Origin of the sequence: Actinomyces sp. ICM58, assembly GCF_000283035.1 — a bacterium.
GTDB lineage: Bacteria > Actinomycetota > Actinomycetes > Actinomycetales > Actinomycetaceae > Pauljensenia.
Map to the genome: position 1 here is coordinate 1 of NZ_ALIY01000048.1, position 18,100 is coordinate 18,100.

An 18,100-nucleotide genomic window follows, 5' to 3' on the forward strand; every position below is an offset into this window, starting at 1 on the left:
GCCTGCCTCGTCTGACGACGCGCTCACTCGTGCGCGGAACGCACGAGGATGCGGTTGGTCACACGGGCGACGGAGATGAGTCGTCCCGCGTCGTCTCGAATGTCGACGGTGTGCACGGTCGAGGAACGACCCAGGTGCACGGCGGTCGCCGTTGCCGTGATCGTTCCCTCCCGCCCCGCGCTGATGTGGGAGGCGTTGAGCTCGGTGCCGACCGCGTAGGCCTGCTTGCCGGGGTGCGTTTCGCGCGCGTGGATCTGAGCGGCGAAAGAGGCCGCTGTCTCGGCGAGAGCGGCGGAGGCGCCGCCGTGCAGGATCCCTGCGCTTTGACGGTTGCCATCAATGGGCATCGAGATCACGGTGCGTGCCGCCGAGTGTTCGAGCACCTCCATGCCGGTGGTCTCCATGAGTGTTCCCGGCCAGTGGGCGCCCACCCAGCCGCCTGTCGCGAGGGGGTCGGGCCTGGAGGCGCTGGTGTGTTTCGTCTGGTGATCGTGTGTCATGGCATCTAGGGTGGCATGTGTGAGTGACACTGTGCTGATTATTGACGGCCATTCGATGGCATTTCGTGCGTTCTATGCGCTCCCGCCGGACAATTTCGTGACGGCGACGGGGCAGCACACGAACGCTGTTTACGGCTTCGTGTCAATGCTCACGCGCTTGCTCGAGACGGAGCGTCCGACGCACGTGGCCGTCGCCTTCGATGTGTCGAGGCACTCATTTCGTTCCGAGGAGTACCCGGAGTACAAGGGCACGCGCGAGGCGACCCCCGAGGAGTTCAAGGGCCAGGTGGAGCTCATCCGTGAGGTCCTGGACGCGATGGGTATTGTCTCGCTGTCGCGCGAAGGTTTCGAGGCTGACGATATTTTGGCGACGCTCGCTCACCGTGCCAGCCAGCAAGGAGCGACTGTCCTCGTCGTGTCGGGTGACCGCGACTCCTTCCAGACGGTGACCGACAGCGTCACCGTCCTGTACCCGGGCACGGGCCCGGGCGACCTGCGCCGTATGACGCCCGAGGCCGTCGAGGCCAAGTACGGGGTGCCGCCGCATCGCTACCCGGAGATTGCTGCGATCGTCGGCGAGACGTCGGATAATCTGCCGGGAGTGCCCGGTGTTGGACCCAAGACGGCTGCACAGTGGATCAACAAGTACGACGGCTTGGACAACCTGCTGGCGCGCGCCGACGAGATCGGTGGAAAGCGCGGCGCCGCCCTGCGCGAGCACATGGACGACGTCGTGCGCAACCGCCGCCTCAATCGCCTCCTGACCGACATGGATCTCGGGGTCGCCCCCGCCGACCTGGCCCGCCGCGCGACCGACGTGGCGGCCATCGACAGGCTCTTCGACTCCCTGGAGTTCGGGCGCCTGCGTGTCAAGGTCCGCGAGGTCGCCGGCATCGGCATGGGACAGGCCCCCGCGGCCGAGCCCGCCGAGGAGGCCGTGCCCGAGACGCAAGTTGAGGTGCGCCTAGCCGACGCCGACTGCGACATCGCCGCGTGGACATTCGCGCACCCCACTGTCGCCCTCCTCGTCGAAGGCGACATGCGCCCAACCCGAGGAGATGTCTCCCAGATCGTCCTCGCGACCGCCGACGAAGCCCTGGTCATTGATCCAGCCGAGCTCAGCCCCGCGCAAGAGGACGCGCTCACCGCCGTCCTCGCCCAGGCCTCGTCCCTCATCGTGCACGACGCGAAGGGAACGCGTCATGCCCTCGCATCGAGGGGATGGGCCCTCGGAGCGCCTTCCTTCGACACGATGCTCGCCGCGTACCTGGCCCACCCCGACCAGCGATCCCACAAGCTTGAGGACGTGGTTTCGCGCCTGCTCGGCATGACCATCGAGGAGGGCAACACCGACTCAGACGCCCTCTTCGACCTCGGCGAGATCGGCGAGGGGCCCACCGCCGCCCAGGTGCGCGCGGGCCGCCTCGCAGCCGCGCTCCACCCGCTGGCCGACAAGCTGCGCCGGGCGCTCGACGAGAGCGGCGAAACGGCGCTCCTGACAGACATGGAGATGCCGCTCTCGCGCCTCCTGACCCAGATGGAGACCGTCGGCATCGCCGCGGACGCCCGCGTCCTTGACGACCTCTCGGCCGAGCTCGGCGCCGACGTCGAGGCCGCCCGCGACGGCGCGTGGGCCGCCGCCGGACGCGAGGTGAACCTCTCCAGCCCCAAGCAGCTCCAAGAAATCCTCTTCGACCACTTCGGGCTGCCCAAGACCAAGAAGACCAAGACCGGCTACACGACGAACGCCGACGCGCTGGCGGACCTGTGGGTCAAGACCGAGGAGAGTGGGGGAGCGGGGCACGACTTCCTCGGTTTCCTTCTCACCCACCGCGACCGCATCAAGCTCAAGCAGATGGTCGACTCCCTGTCCGCCACCGTCGCATCCGACTCCCGCATCCACACGACCTTCTCCCAGGTCGCCGCGGCCACGGGACGCCTGGCCTCCTCCGACCCCAACCTGCAGAACATCCCCGCGCGCAGCGCCGACGGCATGCGCATCCGCGGCGCCTTCGTCGCGGGCCAGGGCTACGAGTCCCTCATGAGCGCCGACTACTCGCAGATCGAAATGCGTCTCATGGCGCACCTGTCCGGCGACGAGGCGCTCATCGAGGCCTTCAACTCCGGCGAGGACCTGCACCGCACCATGGCATCCATGGTCTTTGGCACTCCCGTCGGCGAGGTCACCGGCGAGGAGCGTTCGCGCATCAAGGCCACCTCCTATGGCCTCGCCTACGGCCTGTCCTCCTACGGCCTGGCCGCCCAGCTCGGCATCCCCGTCCCCGAGGCCGCAGCCCTGCGAGAACGCTACTTTGAGCGCTTCGGCAAGGTCCGCGACTACCTCGAAGGCCTCGTTGCCCAGGCCCGCGCCGACGGCTACACGCAGACCATGTTCGGACGTCGCCGCTACCTGCCCGACCTGCGCTCGACGAACCGTCAGCGCCGAGAAATGGCCGAGCGTGCCGCGCTCAACGCCCCCATTCAGGGCAGCGCCGCCGACATCGTCAAGATCGCCATGATGGACGTCGCCGCCGCCCTGAGCGAGGCCGGCCTGGCCTCGCGCCTCCTCGTGCAAATCCACGACGAGCTTCTCCTCGAGGTCGCCCCCGGCGAGGAGGCCGCCGTCGAAGAGCTCGTCCGGGCACAGATGGCGTCGCCCGTCACGCTGTCCGTCCCGCTGGACGTCGCCGTCGGCGTCGGCGCGTCGTGGCAGCTCGCGGCGCACTGATCGGCGTGACGACGCGACGCACGCCACGCAAACTGTCGCCAAATTCGTCACATTTACGCGTCAAAGGCTGCTAAACTGAACCACGGTGCCTAGGGACAGGTGCATCCGCATTCGTCCACAGGCGCTGGAACTGTCCATCTACTATCCAGTCCGTTTCGGAGAAACTACTACATGACCACGAATACGCCGCAGGTCGCTATCAACGACATTGGTTCGGAAGCAGACCTGATCGCAGCCATCGACGAGACCATCAAGTACTTCAACGATGGCGACATCGTCGAGGGCACTGTCGTCAAGGTCGACCACGACGAGGTCCTCCTTGACATCGGCTACAAGACCGAGGGTGTCATCCTCTCTCGCGAGCTGTCCATCAAGCACGACGTCAACCCCGACGACGTCGTCGCCGTGGGCGACCAGATCGAGGCGCTCGTCCTCCAGAAGGAAGACAAGGAAGGCCGTCTCCTCCTGTCGAAGAAGCGCGCTCAGTACGAGCGTGCGTGGGGCAAGATCGAAAAGGTCAAGGAAGAGGACGGCGTCGTCACCGGCACCGTCATCGAGGTCGTCAAGGGCGGCCTGATCCTCGACATCGGTCTGCGTGGCTTCCTGCCCGCCTCCCTCGTCGAGATGCGTCGCGTCCGCGACCTCGCCCCCTACATCGGTCGCGAGATCGAAGCGAAGATCATCGAGCTCGACAAGAACCGCAACAACGTGGTCCTGTCCCGCCGCGCATGGCTCGAGCAGACCCAGTCCGAGGTCCGCACGAACTTCCTGCACACCCTGCAGAAGGGCCAGGTGCGCTCCGGCGTCGTGTCCTCCATCGTCAACTTCGGCGCGTTCGTCGATCTCGGCGGTGTCGACGGCCTGGTGCACGTCTCCGAACTGTCCTGGAAGCACATCGACCACCCGTCCGAGGTCGTCGAGGTTGGCCAGGAAGTCACCGTCGAGGTTCTCGACGTCGACATGGATCGCGAGCGCGTCTCCCTGTCCCTCAAGGCCACCCAGGAAGATCCGTGGCAGGCCTTCGCCCGCACCCACGCCATCGGCCAGGTTGTGCCCGGCAAGGTCACCAAGCTGGTTCCCTTCGGCGCGTTCGTGCGCGTCGAGGACGGCATCGAGGGTCTCGTCCACATCTCCGAGCTGGCTCAGCGTCACGTCGAGCTGCCGGACCAGGTCGTCAAGGTCGGCGAAGAGGTCTTCGTCAAGGTCATCGACATCGACCTCGAGCGTCGCCGCATCTCCCTGTCCCTCAAGCAGGCCAACGAGGGCGTGGACCCGAACTCCGAAGAGTTCGATCCTTCGCTCTACGGTATGGCTGCCGAGTACGACGAGAACGGCAACTACAAGTACCCCGAGGGCTTCGATCCGGAGACCCAGGAGTGGATGGAAGGCTTCGACGCTCAGCGCGAGGCGTGGGAAGCTCAGTACGCCGAGGCTCAGGCCCGCTGGGAGGCCCACAAGGCTCAGGTCCGCAAGGCCCTCGAAGAGGACGCCGAAGCGGCTCCCTCCATCGAGGAGCAGGCCTCCTACTCGACCCCGGTCGACAACGAGGGCACCCTTGCGTCCGACGAGGCGCTGGCCGCGCTGCGTGAGAAGCTGACGAACAACTGAATCGGTCGCTTAGACTGAGCTTCAACTCGTCGGTTCACGCCAGTGAACGCATGAGTGGTGGTCCCCAGGTTTTCCTGGGGGCCACCACTTTTTGCTTGACGTGCCGTTAGATGTCCGACCGCCGTGAGGCCCGCTCGCCGTCCGCGCCGCGAGCTTCGCTCGGTGCCTCGTCCCGAAGCCCTGCCAGGCCCCGAGGCCTCGCGGCGGCTTCCAATCGGCCGGCCTAGTTGCTCAGCAATCTCGCACGTAATTCCCGTGCGAGTACTTCAAACACTGAAATCGCGTCGTTCGAATTGCAACGTTTTGAGCACATCTTGAAAACTGACCGATGTAAATTACGTGCGACTTTTGCTCGGGGTTACATCGCTCCTCGTCGTACAGATAACGAGACCCCGCTCGCCGATGTCGTGCGGGGTCTGTGGTCGACGCAGGTCAGGCCGCCGAGCGCTTCAACAGCGCCACGTCAACGCACGCACCGATCAATGCCGCGATGACGGTGGGGAGGATCCAGCCGAGCTGGTTGGCCTGGAGGGGACTCCACATGAGCAGGGAGTTGATTCGGTCGGTGGCGACGCCGACCTGCGCCAGCGTCGTCGCCCCCGACCAGGCGGCGGCCGTCCACGTGCCCAGGCGGAAGGTCCACATCGCGGGCGTGGCGAGGCGGAAGGGGTGGCTCACGATCGTCATGAAGACGACCGTGATGGCGATCGGATAGAGGAAGGTGATGATCGGCACCGCGATCGCCAGCACTGAGGACAGGCCCGTGGATGCCAGTACGAAGGAGATAAGCGTGAAGAGGATCATCCACGCCCGGTAGGAGATCGAGGGCAGCAAGCGGTTAAAGAACTCCGACGTGGCGGCGATGAGGCCTACGGCGGTCGTCATGCATGCGGTGAGCACGATGAGACCGAAGACTATCTGACCGGGCCAGCCCATCGTCGAGCGCGCCGCATCGGCCAGGAGGCTTGCACCGTCCGTGTAGCTCTGTGCGTTGGGGATGACGTGCCCGATCAGGCCCAGGCCGACGTAGACCACGCCCAGGAGCGCCCCAGCGATAACTGCCGCGGTGGAGGTACGCCGAACGACCTTGGCTCCGATACCGCCTCCCGTGTGCCCCAGCGACGTCACGACGATGATGCCGAAGGCCAGGGCCGCGATGGAATCCATCGTCATGTAGCCTTCCAGCAGGCCGGCGGCCAGCGGGTTGTGGACGTATTCGCCCGTGGGAGCGTCGTGTGAAGCCGGCAGGGACGCCAGGCAGAGGAAGACGAGGAGGACGAGCAGGCCCAGCAGGATCGGGGTGAGCACCTTGCCGAGGCTGTCGATGATGTTGGTCGGGTTCCAACACAGGTAAAAGGCGATGGCGAAGAAGATCAGGTTGAAGATGATCGATGCAACGGTGGACTGTGTGCCGATAACGGGTGCGACGGCCGTGGAAAAGGAGACGGCCCCCGTGCGTGGGAGCGCGTAGAAGGCTCCGATGGAGAGGTAGACCAGCACCGAGAAAACGAGGCCGAAGTACGTGCCCGCGCGGCTGACGAGGTCGCGCATGTCGGTGCCCGACAGGGCGATCGTGATGATGGAGATGACGGGCAGGGCGACGCCGGCGATGAGGAAGCCGATGATCGCGGGGGTAAAGTTCGAGCCGGCGGACGCGCCCATAATCGGCGGGAAAATAAGGTTACCGGCCCCAAAGAACATGGAGAAGAGGGTCAGTGAGGTCGCGATGAGGACCGCGGTACCTGAGCGCTGGGTGGTATCGTCGTTGATTGTGTGCGTCACTGCTACTCGCTGTGTTGTGGGGGCTTTAACAGGACCAATTCTTGCATGAGGGTACGTATGCGCAACCGCAGGGGGGATACGCTGGCGCCATGACGACGTCGCTTTCTTACGGAGAATGCTCCGCCACACTCCTGCGTCCACTGGGCCCGGCGCGCACAGAGGGCCCCTCCCGCGTGGTCGCGGTCAGCGGTGGGATCGGCTCAGGCAAATCCACGGTGACCGCCGCCTTCGCCTCGTTGGGTGCCATCGTCGCGGACGCCGACGCCATCGCGCGCGAGATCATGGAGCCTGGGCACAGCACCCTCACTGAGGTCGCCGCGCGCTTCGGGGCGGACCTGATCCGGCCTGACGGGACCCTCGATCGCGCGGGCCTCGCGCGTCGTGTCTTTGCCGGTGAGAATGCCGAGGAGCGCGTCGCAGCCCTCAACGCCATCACGCACCCCGCCATCGAGCGTCGCGCCTGGCAGATCCTGAGTGCCGCCCCCGCCGGTTCGCTCGCGGTCTATGACGTCCCGCTTCTCGTCGAGGGGGCAGGGGCGGAGCGTTTTGATGCCGTCGTCATCGTCGACGCCCCCATCGAGGCGCGGATCGCGCGCTTGGAGGGCAGGGGAGTGTCGCCCGAGGATGCGCGCGCTCGCATCCGTGCCCAGGCCTCGTCACGCCAGCGCCGCGCAATCGCGCACGTGTGGATCGACAACTGCGGCAGCGCCGAGGACCTGCGGCAGGTCGCGTCCCGGGTGTGGCAGCGCTGGCTGATCGCCGATCTCTAGGGGGCAAACGACGAGGCCGGGGCACACTGTCGCTCGCCGCGCACACGGGCGGGTCCTCCGCGCGATGTCAGGGCGTGGGCGGTAGCGTAGGGGAGTGAGCGAAACCCCCGTCATCCGCCAGAACAAGCCCTTCGAGGTTATCTCCCCGTACACGCCGTCGGGCGACCAGCCTAAGGCGATCCGAGAGCTGGCCGCGCGCATTCGCGACGGCGAGCAGGACGTCGTCCTCATGGGTGCGACGGGCACGGGTAAGAGCGCGACCACCGCCTGGCTCATCGAGGAGCTGCAACGACCCGCGCTGGTCCTCGAGCCGAACAAGACCCTCGCCGCGCAGCTCGCCGCCGAGTTCCGCGAGCTCCTGCCGGGCAACGCAGTCGAGTACTTCGTGTCCTACTACGACTACTACCAGCCCGAGGCCTACGTCCCCCAGACGGACACGTTCATCGAGAAGGATTCCTCCATCAACGACGAGGTCGAGCGCCTGCGTCACAGCGCTACGAACTCCCTGCTCACCCGCCGTGACACGGTCGTCGTCTCCTCGGTGTCCTGCATCTACGGCCTCGGCACCCCCGAGGAGTACGTGGCGCGCATGATCGAGCTGAGCCGCGGCATGATCATCGATCGCGATGCGCTGCTGCGACGCTTCGTCGCCATGCAGTACGTGCGCAACGACATGGCGTTTACGCGCGGTACCTTCCGCGTGCGCGGTGACACGATCGAGATCATCCCCGTGTATGAGGAGCTCGCGATCCGCATCGAGATGTTTGGCGACGAGATTGATTCCCTCGCGGTTCTGCACCCGCTCACGGGCGACGTCATCTCCGAAGTCGACCACACCTACCTGTTCCCCGCCTCGCACTACGTCGCCGGCGAGGAGCGCATGAAGAAGGCGATCGCTTCGATTGAGGACGAGCTCGACGATCGCCTCGCGTGGTTCCGCGGCCAGAACAAGGTCCTCGAGGAGCAGCGCCTGCGCATGCGCACCACCTTCGACCTGGAGATGCTCAAGGAAATCGGGTCGTGCTCGGGCGTGGAAAACTACTCGCGTCACATCGATGGGCGCGGACCCGGCACGCCGCCGCACACCCTCCTGGACTACTTCCCGGACGACTTCCTGCTGATCATCGACGAGTCGCACGTGACCGTCCCCCAGATCGGCGCGATGTTCGAGGGCGACATGTCGCGCAAGCGCACCCTCGTCGACTACGGCTTCCGCCTGCCCTCCGCGATGGACAACCGCCCGCTCAAATGGGACGAGTTCACGGCGCGCATCGGCCAAACCGTCTACCTGTCCGCGACGCCCGGCCCCTACGAGCTCGAACGCTCCGACGGGGTGGTCGAGCAGATTATTCGCCCGACGGGCCTGGTCGATCCGCTCGTCGTCGTCAAGCCCACCGAGGGACAGATCGACGACCTCCTCGAACAGGTACGCCTGCGCGTCGAACGCGACGAGCGCGTCCTTGTTACCACCCTCACGAAGAAGATGGCCGAGGAACTGACCACCTACCTGGCCGAGCGCGGCGTCAAGGTCGAATACCTGCACTCCGACGTCGACACGTTGCGCCGCGTCGAGCTGCTGCGCGAACTGCGCCTGGGTACCTTCGACGTGCTCGTGGGCATCAACCTCTTGCGTGAGGGCCTGGACCTGCCCGAGGTCTCCCTCGTGTCCATCCTCGACGCCGACAAGGAAGGCTTCCTGCGCTCGACCCGCTCGCTCATCCAGACGATCGGTCGCGCCGCACGAAACGTGTCCGGCGAGGTCCACATGTACGCGGACAACATGACCGATTCGATGAACGAGGCCATCTCCGAGACGATGCGTCGTCGCGAGATTCAGATCGCCTACAACAAGGAACACGGCATCGACCCGCAGCCCCTGCGCAAGAAGATCTCCGACGTGACCGACATGCTCGCCCGCGAGCAGGTCGACACGCAGACCCTCCTCGAGGGCGGGTATCGCAAGGAGAAGAGCGCACGCGACCGAGGTGCGGCCGCGACGCCTCCCGCCTCGAATCCTGGTCAGCGGGCGGAGGCCGAGCTCGCCGAACTCATCGAGGAGCTGTCTGCCCAGATGATGACCGCCGCCCAGCACCTCCAGTTCGAGGTCGCGGCGCGCCTACGCGACGAGATCGAAGACCTCAAGAAGGAACTGCGCGCTATGAAGCGCGCCCATTGATCGTGCATGTTGCTCGGGGCGGCCGGACGCCGGATGCGGCTGCGGCCTCGTCCATCGGGAGCGGTCGACACCGTGAAGGCGACAGACGCCACTTGTCATGACTCGCCTGGGATCGGGTACTTCCGACTAGGATAAAGGTGTAAGCGGAGGGGAGTACTCCCACCAACAGTGGCGTCGTCATCACGACGGCCCGCCCACGCGGCGCGGCCTCCGGCGTCACCGGCCAGGATTTCCTGGCGGGAGGAGACCTCCGGTACCCGACTCGTACCGGAGGCCCCACGTATGCACGTGCACGCGCTCGCCTGGATCATCCTGGCTGGCATCATTGCGACCATGATCGTTGTCGACATCGTCGGCCACGTCCGCACACCCCACGAACCCACCCTTAAGGAAGCCGCCTGGTGGTCGGTTGCTTACATCGCGATCGCCCTGATTTTTGGCGGAATCGTGTGGGCCCTCTGGGGGCCACAATACGGACAGGAATACCTGGGCGGCTACATCACCGAAAAAGCCCTCAGCATCGACAATCTCTTCGTCTTCGTCATCATCCTGTCGACCTTCCGCGTGCCCCGCAAGAACCAGCAGGAGGTCCTGCTAGCGGGTATCGTCATCGCGCTGGTGCTGCGCCTTATCTTCATTCTCGCGGGCGCCGCGCTCATCGAGAACTTCTCGTGGGTGTTCTACCTCTTCGGCGCGTGGCTCATGTGGACCGCGATCAGTCAGGTTCGTGAGGGCATCGGTGGCGACGAGGAGGACGAGGACTACCGCCCGCCGTTGCTCGTGCGTTGGGTGTCGAAGGTCGTGCCCGTCACCGATGGTTTCATCGGCTCGCGCATGCTCTACCGCCACGGCGGACGCACCTACATCACGCCGATGCTGCTGTGCGTCATCGCGATCGGTACGGCCGACGTCATGTTTGCCGTCGATTCGATCCCCGCGATCTACTCGCTGACCTCCGAGGCCTACCTCGTGTTCGCCGCCAACGCATTCTCGCTGCTGGGGCTGCGTCAGCTCTACTTCCTCATCGACGGCCTGCTCGACCGCATCGTGTTCCTGCACTATGGCCTCGCCGCGATCCTCGGGTTTATTGGCTTCAAGCTCATCAACCACGCGTTGCACACCAACGAGCTGCCCTTCATCAACGGCGGCCACGAGGTCGCAACGGTCCCCGAGCCGTCCATCGCTTTCTCGCTCGGATTCATCGTGGTCACGATCGTGATCACGGTCGCAGCTTCGCTCGTGGCGTCTCGCGTTCGGCGCGGAAGCGACGACAGTGCCGCCTGAGAGCGGTAAAATTCGCCGGTCGAATAGTTAAGAGGTATTCATGGTTATTCACCCGTGGGCGTGGGGGATCCTGGCGCTCGTCGCCGTCGGACTCGTCGTGATCGACTTCCTCGGGCACGCACGCAACCCGCATCCGCCCACGGCCGCTGAGGCGGCCCGATGGACTCTCTTTTACGTGGGGCTCGCCGCCCTCTTCGGCGTCGGCATCTGGCTGACGAACGGATGGCTGTACGCCCAGGAGTTCTACGCCGGCTGGGCGATGGAGTGGTCGTTGTCGGTCGACAACCTCTTCGTCTTCATTCTCATCCTCAAGGCGTTCCGGGTGCCCCGAGAGAACCAGCAGAAGGCGCTGCTGCTCGGCATCGTTATTGCCTTGTTGCTCCGGCTCGTCTTCATCCTGCTCGGCGCCGCGCTGGTCTCTCGCTTCTCGTGGGTGTTCTTCATTTTTGGCGCGTGGCTGCTGTGGACCGCCGTGTCTCAAGTTCGGGAGACTGCCAGGGGCGAAGAGGAGGACGAGGAGTACCACGAGAACGGCTTCATTCGCCTCGTGCGGCGCGTCCTGCCGATCACCGACGGTTTCATCGGCAACCGGATGCTCTACCGTCACGGCGGGCACACCTACCTGACGCCCCTGTTTGTCGTCGTGCTGGCCCTGGGCTCCGCGGACCTGATGTTCGCCTTCGATTCGATCCCCGCGATCTTCGGGATCACATCGCAGGCCTTCCTGGTGTTCGCCTGCAACGTGTTTGCCCTGATGGGTCTGCGCCAGCTGTTTTTCCTCGTGGACGCGCTGCTGGGCAAGCTCGTCTACCTGGGCTACGGCCTCGGCGTCATCCTGAGCTTTATCGGTATTAAGCTGATTCTTGAGGCGCTGCACGCCAACACCCTCCCGTTTATCAATGGCGGTCGGGGTGTGGAGTGGGCGCCCAACATTTCCGTGTCGGTATCGCTGGGCGTCATCGTCGTGACGCTGGCGGTAACTGTTGTCGCGTCGTTGATACGTACCGCGATGGATGAGGGGGATGCCCGTGAGCGCTGACGTGACGAGCCTCGGCGAGCGCGGCCTGAGTGCGGCAGAGGTCGCGGAGCGCGTCGCCCGCGGCGCGGTCAACCGTGTGAAGGACCGCACGTCGCGTTCCGTGGCATCGATCGTTCGAGAGAACGTGTTGACGCTCTTTAACGCGATCATCGTGGGTGCGTCGATCATCGTGCTGCTGTTCGGTGACCTGCGCGACGGCATCTTCGGCGGCGTGATGATTATCAATGCCGTGATTGGTATCGTCTCCGAGCTGCGCGCAAAGCGCACCTTGGATTCGCTGGCGATCGTGGACGCCCCGCAGGCGAGTGTCCTGCGCGATGGGACCCTGTCGGTCATTCCGGCTCGCGACGTCGTGCTCGACGACGTTATCGAGCTGACGCTCGGCGATCAGGTGAGCGTGGACGGGACGGTCCTGGCCTCCGCGGGCCTCGAGATCGATGAGTCGCTGCTCACCGGCGAATCGCGTCCCGTCAAGAAGAAAGAGGGCGATCAGCTGCTTGCGGGCACGAGCGTCGTGGCCGGCTCGGGGCGCATGGTGGCGACGGCTGTCGGTGAACGCGTGTACGCGCAAGGCCTGTCTGAGCAGGCGCGCGCCTTCACCCGTACCGTGTCCGAGATTCAGGTGTCGATCAACCGCGTGCTGCAGGTCGTCTCCGTCATGCTGCTCCCGGTCGTTGCACTGACCTTTTACTCGCAGAACCGTATCGCCGGCGGCTCGGGCGGGGATTGGCGCGAGGCTCTCGTCTTGTCGGTCGCCTCCGTCATCGGCATGATTCCCCAGGGCCTGGTGTTGCTCACGTCGATGAATTTCGCGATCGGATCGGCTACGCTGGCACGCCGGGGCGTCCTCGTTCAGGAGCTTCCGGCCGTCGAGGTGCTGGCCCGCGTCGATTGCCTGTGCTTGGATAAGACGGGCACGCTGACGACGGGTGGTATCCGAGTGCGCGAGGTCGACGTGGTTTCGGGGGACGCGGAGGTGGTGATGCGTGCCCTCGCGAGCGCCTCGTGCGACCGTACCAATGCCACTGCCGAGGCGATCTGGCAGCACCTGGAAGGAGCCGAGCAGGCCGGGGCCTTCGAGCGTATCGAGTGGTCCGTTCCCTTCTCCTCGGCCCGCAAGTGGAGCGCGTGGGGGACCGGACGCGAGTCTTGGATCCTGGGTGCGCCCGAGTTCGTTATCGACGAGGCCGTGGCGACGAACGCGGTTCTCCTGGAGCGGGTGCGCGCTATTGCCGCTCAGGGGTCCCGCGTCGTGGCGCTGGTTCGTGCGGACGAGGCCGTGATCGACGACAAGCTGCCCGCGCGTCGGACGGTGGCCGCCCTCGTGACGTTGGAGGAGGACCTGCGCGAGGACGCGGCCGAGACTCTTGACTACTTCCGCTCGCAGGGCGTGCACGTGCGCGTCATTTCGGGCGACAACCCGACGACGGTCGGCGCGCTGGCAGCCCAGGCGGGCTTGACGGCGCCCGACGGTTCGCCCGCTCGCCTCATGGACGCGCGCGACCTTCCCGAGGACCTGACCTCGGAGGCGTTCAACGACGCGATCGAGAGTCACGACGTGTTCGGGCGCGTGACGCCCGAACAGAAGCGGGCCATGGTGGGTGCCCTGCAGGCGCGCGATCACTGCGTGGCCATGACGGGCGACGGCGTGAACGACGCCCTGGCGCTCAAGGACGCCGACCTCGGTATCGCGATGGGCAACGGTACGCAGGCCACGAAGGCGGTCGCGCAGATCGTGCTCGTTGACTCGAAGTTTTCTGTCCTGCCCGGGGTCTTGTCGGAGGGGCGACGCATCATCGCGAACATGGAGCGCGTGTCTTCGCTGTTCCTCGCGAAGACCACCTACGCGGCGGTGCTGGTGATCGTCACCGCCCTGGTCGGTTGGCGCTATCCGTTCCTGCCGCGCCAGTTCAGCTACATCGACTCGCTGACGATCGGTATCCCCGCGTTTTTCCTGGCGCTGTGGCCCAACCCGCGCCGCTACGTGCCCGGATTCCTGAGGCGTACCCTGTCGCTCGCGATGCCCACGGGCTTCATCCTGGCGGCGGCTGCGCTGACCGCGTTTGGCATTGTCGATGGCCCACCGATCGCGCGCGAGTCCACCGCCGCGATCCTGTCCCTCATGCTGGGCGCCATCTGGCTGCTCGTGATCACCTCGCGACCCCTGTCGCTGTGGAAGTGGGTCCTACTGGCGAGCGTCATCTCCGCGACGGTCGGCGGCGTTCTGTTGCCGCCGGTGCGCGGTTTCTTCTCGATGGTCGCGCCCACCGGATACGAGTGGCTCGTGATCGCGTGTGTTGGCGCGTGCTCCGCCGCCCTCATCGAGATCGCTCAGCGCATCTTCTACGCGCGCCAGTTCGCCCGCTCGATCCAGGAGTAGGGGAGCGGGGACGAGGCGAGGCCGGTGTCGGGTATCAACCCGGCCCCGGCCTCGTTCGCGACGTGCGTTCAGAACGCCCGGATGACGGGGTTCCACTCGCGGATGAGGCGCGCCTGGATGACTTCGGCGACGTAGAAGGGATCCTCGTTGAGGATGCGCTCGACGTCGGCCTGGCTCTCGGCGTTGATGAGGAGCAGCGCGCCGGGGATCTCGCCGACGAGGGGACCGGAAGCGACGTTGATCCCCTGCTCGAGCAGGCCGGACAGGAACGCGCGGTGCGTCGGGCGGACCTCGTCCATGGTCTGCGTCATCGAGGGGTTGTACACGTATTCAACTGCATAGTAAGCCATACGCATAACACTAGCCCTGATCCGCGCTTTTGCCTAGGGGGCGGATAGGATCGAAGGGTGCATGACAAGCTAATCATCCAGGGTGCCCGCGAACACAACCTCAAGGACGTGAACCTCGAGCTGCCCCGCGACTCCATGATCGTCTTCACCGGCCTGTCCGGATCCGGTAAATCATCCCTCGCTTTCGACACGATTTTCGCCGAGGGACAGCGCCGTTACGTGGAATCGCTCTCCTCCTACGCGCGCCAGTTCCTCGGCCAGATGGACAAGCCCGACGTGGACTTTATCGAAGGCCTGTCGCCCGCCGTCTCCATCGACCAGAAGTCCACCTCGCGCAACCCGCGCTCGACCGTCGGCACGATCACGGAGATCCACGACTACCTGCGTCTGCTCTACGCCCGCGCCGGCGTCGCGCACTGCCCCGAGTGCGGGGCCCGCATCCAGGCGCAGACGCCCCAGCAGATCGTCGATCGCGTGCGCACGATGGACGAGGGCACGCGCTTCCAGGTCCTCTCCCCGGTCGTGCGCGGGCGCAAGGGCGAGTACCAGGACCTCATCGACGAGCTTCGTTCGGAGGGCTACACCCGCGCGATCATCGACGGGGAGGCCGTGCGCCTCGAGAACGCCCCGAAGCTGGAGAAGAAGCTCAAGCACACCATCGAGGTTGTCATCGACCGCCTCGTCGTGCGCGACGGGATGCGTCAGCGCCTCACCGACTCCGTCGAGACCGCGCTGCGCCTCTCCGAGGGCCTGGTCGTCATCGACTGCGTGGATCTGGACGAGGACGATCCCGAGCGTCGCCGCCGCTTCTCGGAGAAGCGCGCGTGCCCCAACGATCACCCGCTGCTGCTCGACGAGATCGAGCCGCGCACTTTCTCCTTCAACGCACCCTACGGTGCCTGCCCGGACTGCTCGGGCCTCGGCTTCCGCCTCGAGGTCGATCCCGAGCTGGTCGTCCCCGACGAGGAACTCTCCCTCGCCGACGGAGCGGTGATCCCCTGGAACTCGAACTTCAAGTACCACAAGAAGCTCCTCGAATCCCTCTCCAAGGAGCTGGGCTTCGCGATGGGGACGCCCTGGAAGAACCTGCCGAAGAAGGTCAAGGACGCCGTCCTGTACGGCAAGGACTACGAGGTCACCGTCAAGTTCCGCAACCGCTGGGGGCGCGAGCGCTCCTACACGACGGGATTTGAGGGGGCGGTCAACTACATTGAGCGCAAGCGCGAAGAGACCGAGTCGGCCGCCGTGTCCGAGAAGCTCGACTCCTACATGCGCGAGATTCCATGCCCGACGTGCCACGGTGCGCGCCTGCGCCCCGAGGTCCTGGCCGTGCGCATCGGGGACAAGTCGATCGCCGAGCTCTCCGACATGTCGATCTCGGAGGCACGCGAATTCCTCGCGACAGTGGAGCTCGAGCAGCGCGCACGCTCGATCGCCGCGCCGATCCTCACCGAGATCGAGGCCCGCCTGGCCTTCCTCGTGGACGTCGGCCTGACCTACCTGACGCTCTCGCGCGGCGCTGGAACGCTGTCGGGCGGCGAGGCACAACGTATCCGGCTGGCCACACAGATCGGCTCCGGCCTCGTCGGCGTCCTGTACGTCCTCGACGAACCCTCGATCGGCCTGCACCAGCGCGACAACCGCAAGCTCATCGCGACCCTGGAGCGCCTGCGGGATCTGGGCAACACGCTCATCGTTGTCGAGCACGACGAGGAGACGATGGAAGCGGCCGACTGGATCGTCGATATCGGCCCCGGTGCTGGTGAAACCGGCGGGTGGGTCGTCCACTCGGGTCCGCTGGCCGAGCTGCTTGAGAACCGCAAGTCGCTGACCGGACAGTACCTGTCGGGCAAGCGCCGCATCATCGTGCCGCCGACACGTCGCCCGATCGACAAGAAGCGCGTCGTGACCGTCAAGGGCGCGCGGGAAAACAACCTGAAGAACATCGACGTGTCCTTCCCGCTCGGTGTTTTTACAGCCGTCACTGGCGTGTCCGGCTCCGGTAAGTCGACGCTCGTCAACGCCATCCTGTACCGCACCCTGGCCTCGCGCCTCAACGGCGCGCGCATGGTTCCCGGCCGCCACCGCACGATCACGGGCATCGAGCAGCTCGACAAGGTCGTGCACGTGGATCAGAGCCCGATCGGTCGCACGCCGCGCTCGAACCCGGCGACCTACACGGGCGTGTGGGACCAGATCCGCAAGCTCTTCGCCGAAACGCAGGAGGCGAAGGTGCGCGGCTACGGCCCGGGACGCTTCTCCTTCAATGTCAAGGGTGGTCGCTGCGAGTCCTGCAAGGGAGACGGCACCCTGAAGATCGAGATGAACTTCCTGCCCGACGTGTACGTGCCCTGCGAGGTCTGCCATGGCGCGCGCTACAACCGCGAGACTCTCGAGGTCGAGTACAAGGGCAAGACGGTCGCGGACGTGCTCGACATGCCCATTTCGGAGGCCGCGGAGTTCTTTGCCCCGATCTCGCGCATCGCCCGCCACCTCAACACGCTCGTGGAGGTGGGCCTGGGCTATGTGCGCCTCGGCCAGAGCGCGACGACCCTGTCGGGCGGCGAGGCGCAGCGTGTGAAGCTGGCCTCTGAGCTGCAGCGGCGGTCGACCGGCCGCACGGTGTACGTGCTCGACGAGCCCACGACCGGCCTGCACTCCGAGGACATCCGCAAGCTGTTGCTGGTCCTGCAGTCCCTGGCGGACAAGGGCAATACGGTCATCGTCATCGAGCACAACCTGGACGTCATCAAGAGCGCCGACTGGATCATCGACATGGGTCCCGAGGGCGGCGCCGGCGGCGGCACTCTCGTCGCGCAGGGGACACCCGAGGAGGTCGCGACGGTGAAGGAATCGTTCACCGGCCAGTACCTCGCCGAGGTTCTCGCGAAGGAAGCCGAGCGAGACGCCGCTGCTTCGCGGAAGTAATGGTTAGTATGGAGCTCATGAACCCCGCATACGGCCTCTACGGTTTCTCCTATTTCTGGCCCGCATGGGTCCACCTCATCGTGGTGGCGCTCATGGTGGTGTCCGGTGCACTCACGCTCAAGGCCCTCGCGGCCCGCTCGGCCGGGCGCAGCCGCGTCTATGGACTGGGCTGCGGTTTCGTCGCCGGGCTGGGCAACCTGTGCCTGAGCGTGACGGCCCAAGCGGAGGCTCGCCACGTCTGGCACCTGGGCACGGTTATCGCGATCTACGCGGTCGTGGCTGTGCTTGTGATCATGTCGCTCTTTATGTTGTGGAGCAGCGACAGTGACGGCTTCTTGTGGTCCCGCGCCTTCCATACATTCCTTCTTGTCGGCGTCGTCGCCTCGGCTGCGCTGGAGATTACCCGGCGCACGCTGATGTGGATTCCGCTTCCGGTCATCGGCGTGGCAGTCCTCCTCGCGCTCTTCGCCGCTTTCGTCGTCGGGCGCAACACCGCCGACTAACCGCGCCTGCGCATACGACTCGGCCCCGACCTCGTCTATGAACGAGGCCGGG

The 18,100-nt window shown here is 65.7% G+C and carries 12 protein-coding genes; 9 read left to right on the top strand and 3 right to left on the bottom strand.

Annotated features, from left to right (window positions below; translation table 11 throughout):
- Window positions 1-23: 23 nt before the first annotated feature.
- Window positions 24-500 (bottom strand): PaaI family thioesterase, encoded by a 477-nt coding sequence (locus HMPREF1138_RS01925; RefSeq protein ID WP_039936529.1) that lies wholly within the window; start codon window positions 498-500, stop codon window positions 24-26.
- Between HMPREF1138_RS01925 and polA the strand changes: the two genes are divergently transcribed.
- Window positions 499-3,228, top strand: a complete 2,730-nt coding sequence (polA, locus tag HMPREF1138_RS01930; RefSeq protein WP_202898329.1) for a DNA polymerase I — start codon at window positions 499-501, stop codon at window positions 3,226-3,228. The genes HMPREF1138_RS01925 and polA overlap by 2 nt on opposite strands.
- Window positions 3,229-3,399: 171 nt before the next feature.
- A complete protein-coding gene (gene rpsA / locus HMPREF1138_RS01935) occupies window positions 3,400-4,836 on the top strand; it encodes a 30S ribosomal protein S1 (RefSeq protein WP_009056086.1) in 1,437 nt (478 codons plus the stop codon).
- A 432-nt stretch (window positions 4,837-5,268) separates the two neighbouring features.
- On the opposite strand, the gene brnQ is transcribed toward rpsA, so the two are convergent.
- The gene (brnQ, locus tag HMPREF1138_RS01940) at window positions 5,269-6,618 is read right to left on the bottom strand and encodes a branched-chain amino acid transport system II carrier protein (RefSeq protein ID WP_009056087.1); all 1,350 of its coding nucleotides are present in this window, start codon (window positions 6,616-6,618) and stop codon (window positions 5,269-5,271) included.
- A gap of 89 nt (window positions 6,619-6,707) precedes the next feature.
- Here brnQ and coaE point away from each other — a divergent pair, with 89 nt between their 5' ends.
- The 5 genes from coaE to HMPREF1138_RS01965 all read left to right on the top strand — a co-directional run bounded on the left by coaE (window position 6,708) and on the right by HMPREF1138_RS01965 (window position 14,267).
- On the top strand, window positions 6,708-7,388 hold the full coding sequence (gene coaE, locus HMPREF1138_RS01945) for a dephospho-CoA kinase (RefSeq protein WP_039936532.1): 681 nt from the start codon (window positions 6,708-6,710) through the stop codon (window positions 7,386-7,388).
- Window positions 7,389-7,482: 94 nt separating this feature from the next.
- On the top strand, window positions 7,483-9,564 hold the full coding sequence (gene uvrB, locus HMPREF1138_RS01950) for an excinuclease ABC subunit UvrB (RefSeq protein WP_009056011.1): 2,082 nt from the start codon (window positions 7,483-7,485) through the stop codon (window positions 9,562-9,564).
- Window positions 9,565-9,846: 282 nt separating this feature from the next.
- Window positions 9,847-10,848 (top strand): TerC family protein, encoded by a 1,002-nt coding sequence (locus tag HMPREF1138_RS01955; RefSeq protein WP_009055982.1) that lies wholly within the window; start codon window positions 9,847-9,849, stop codon window positions 10,846-10,848.
- A 40-nt stretch (window positions 10,849-10,888) separates the two neighbouring features.
- Complete coding sequence (locus HMPREF1138_RS01960) at window positions 10,889-11,887, top strand: TerC/Alx family metal homeostasis membrane protein (protein WP_009055984.1); 999 nt, start codon at window positions 10,889-10,891, stop codon at window positions 11,885-11,887.
- Window positions 11,871-14,267 (top strand): cation-translocating P-type ATPase, encoded by a 2,397-nt coding sequence (locus tag HMPREF1138_RS01965; protein WP_009056021.1) that lies wholly within the window; start codon window positions 11,871-11,873, stop codon window positions 14,265-14,267. The genes HMPREF1138_RS01960 and HMPREF1138_RS01965 overlap by 17 nt, the downstream gene beginning before the upstream one ends.
- A gap of 68 nt (window positions 14,268-14,335) precedes the next feature.
- Here HMPREF1138_RS01965 and HMPREF1138_RS01970 read toward each other — a convergent pair whose 3' ends face one another.
- Window positions 14,336-14,617, bottom strand: coding sequence for a YciI family protein (locus HMPREF1138_RS01970; protein WP_039936562.1), 282 nt, complete (start codon window positions 14,615-14,617; stop codon window positions 14,336-14,338).
- A 57-nt stretch (window positions 14,618-14,674) separates the two neighbouring features.
- Here HMPREF1138_RS01970 and uvrA point away from each other — a divergent pair, with 57 nt between their 5' ends.
- Together uvrA and HMPREF1138_RS01980 are read left to right on the top strand one after the other, a co-directional pair.
- Window positions 14,675-17,545 carry an excinuclease ABC subunit UvrA gene (gene uvrA / locus HMPREF1138_RS01975; protein ID WP_009056041.1) on the top strand — a complete coding sequence of 957 codons (2,871 nt, stop codon included), beginning with the start codon at window positions 14,675-14,677 and terminating at the stop codon, window positions 17,543-17,545.
- A gap of 17 nt (window positions 17,546-17,562) precedes the next feature.
- Window positions 17,563-18,048 (top strand): polysaccharide transporter, encoded by a 486-nt coding sequence (locus tag HMPREF1138_RS01980; protein WP_232210910.1) that lies wholly within the window; start codon window positions 17,563-17,565, stop codon window positions 18,046-18,048.
- The last annotated feature ends 52 nt before the right edge of the window (window positions 18,049-18,100 follow it).

What these genes read in the sequence shown, in the direction of transcription:
- HMPREF1138_RS01955 (WP_009055982.1), top strand. Translation starts at nt 9,847, where the DNA reads ATGCACGTGCACGCGCTCGCCTGGATCATCCTGGCTGGCATCATTGCG.
- rpsA (WP_009056086.1), top strand. Translation starts at nt 3,400, where the DNA reads ATGACCACGAATACGCCGCAGGTCGCTATCAACGACATTGGTTCGGAA.
- polA (WP_202898329.1), top strand. Translation starts at nt 499, where the DNA reads ATGGCATCTAGGGTGGCATGTGTGAGTGACACTGTGCTGATTATTGAC.
- HMPREF1138_RS01980 (WP_232210910.1), top strand. Translation starts at nt 17,563, where the DNA reads ATGAACCCCGCATACGGCCTCTACGGTTTCTCCTATTTCTGGCCCGCA.
- HMPREF1138_RS01965 (WP_009056021.1), top strand. Translation starts at nt 11,871, where the DNA reads ATGCCCGTGAGCGCTGACGTGACGAGCCTCGGCGAGCGCGGCCTGAGT.
- HMPREF1138_RS01925 (WP_039936529.1), bottom strand. Translation starts at nt 500, where the DNA reads ATGACACACGATCACCAGACGAAACACACCAGCGCCTCCAGGCCCGAC.
- HMPREF1138_RS01960 (WP_009055984.1), top strand. Translation starts at nt 10,889, where the DNA reads ATGGTTATTCACCCGTGGGCGTGGGGGATCCTGGCGCTCGTCGCCGTC.
- coaE (WP_039936532.1), top strand. Translation starts at nt 6,708, where the DNA reads ATGACGACGTCGCTTTCTTACGGAGAATGCTCCGCCACACTCCTGCGT.
- HMPREF1138_RS01970 (WP_039936562.1), bottom strand. Translation starts at nt 14,617, where the DNA reads ATGGCTTACTATGCAGTTGAATACGTGTACAACCCCTCGATGACGCAG.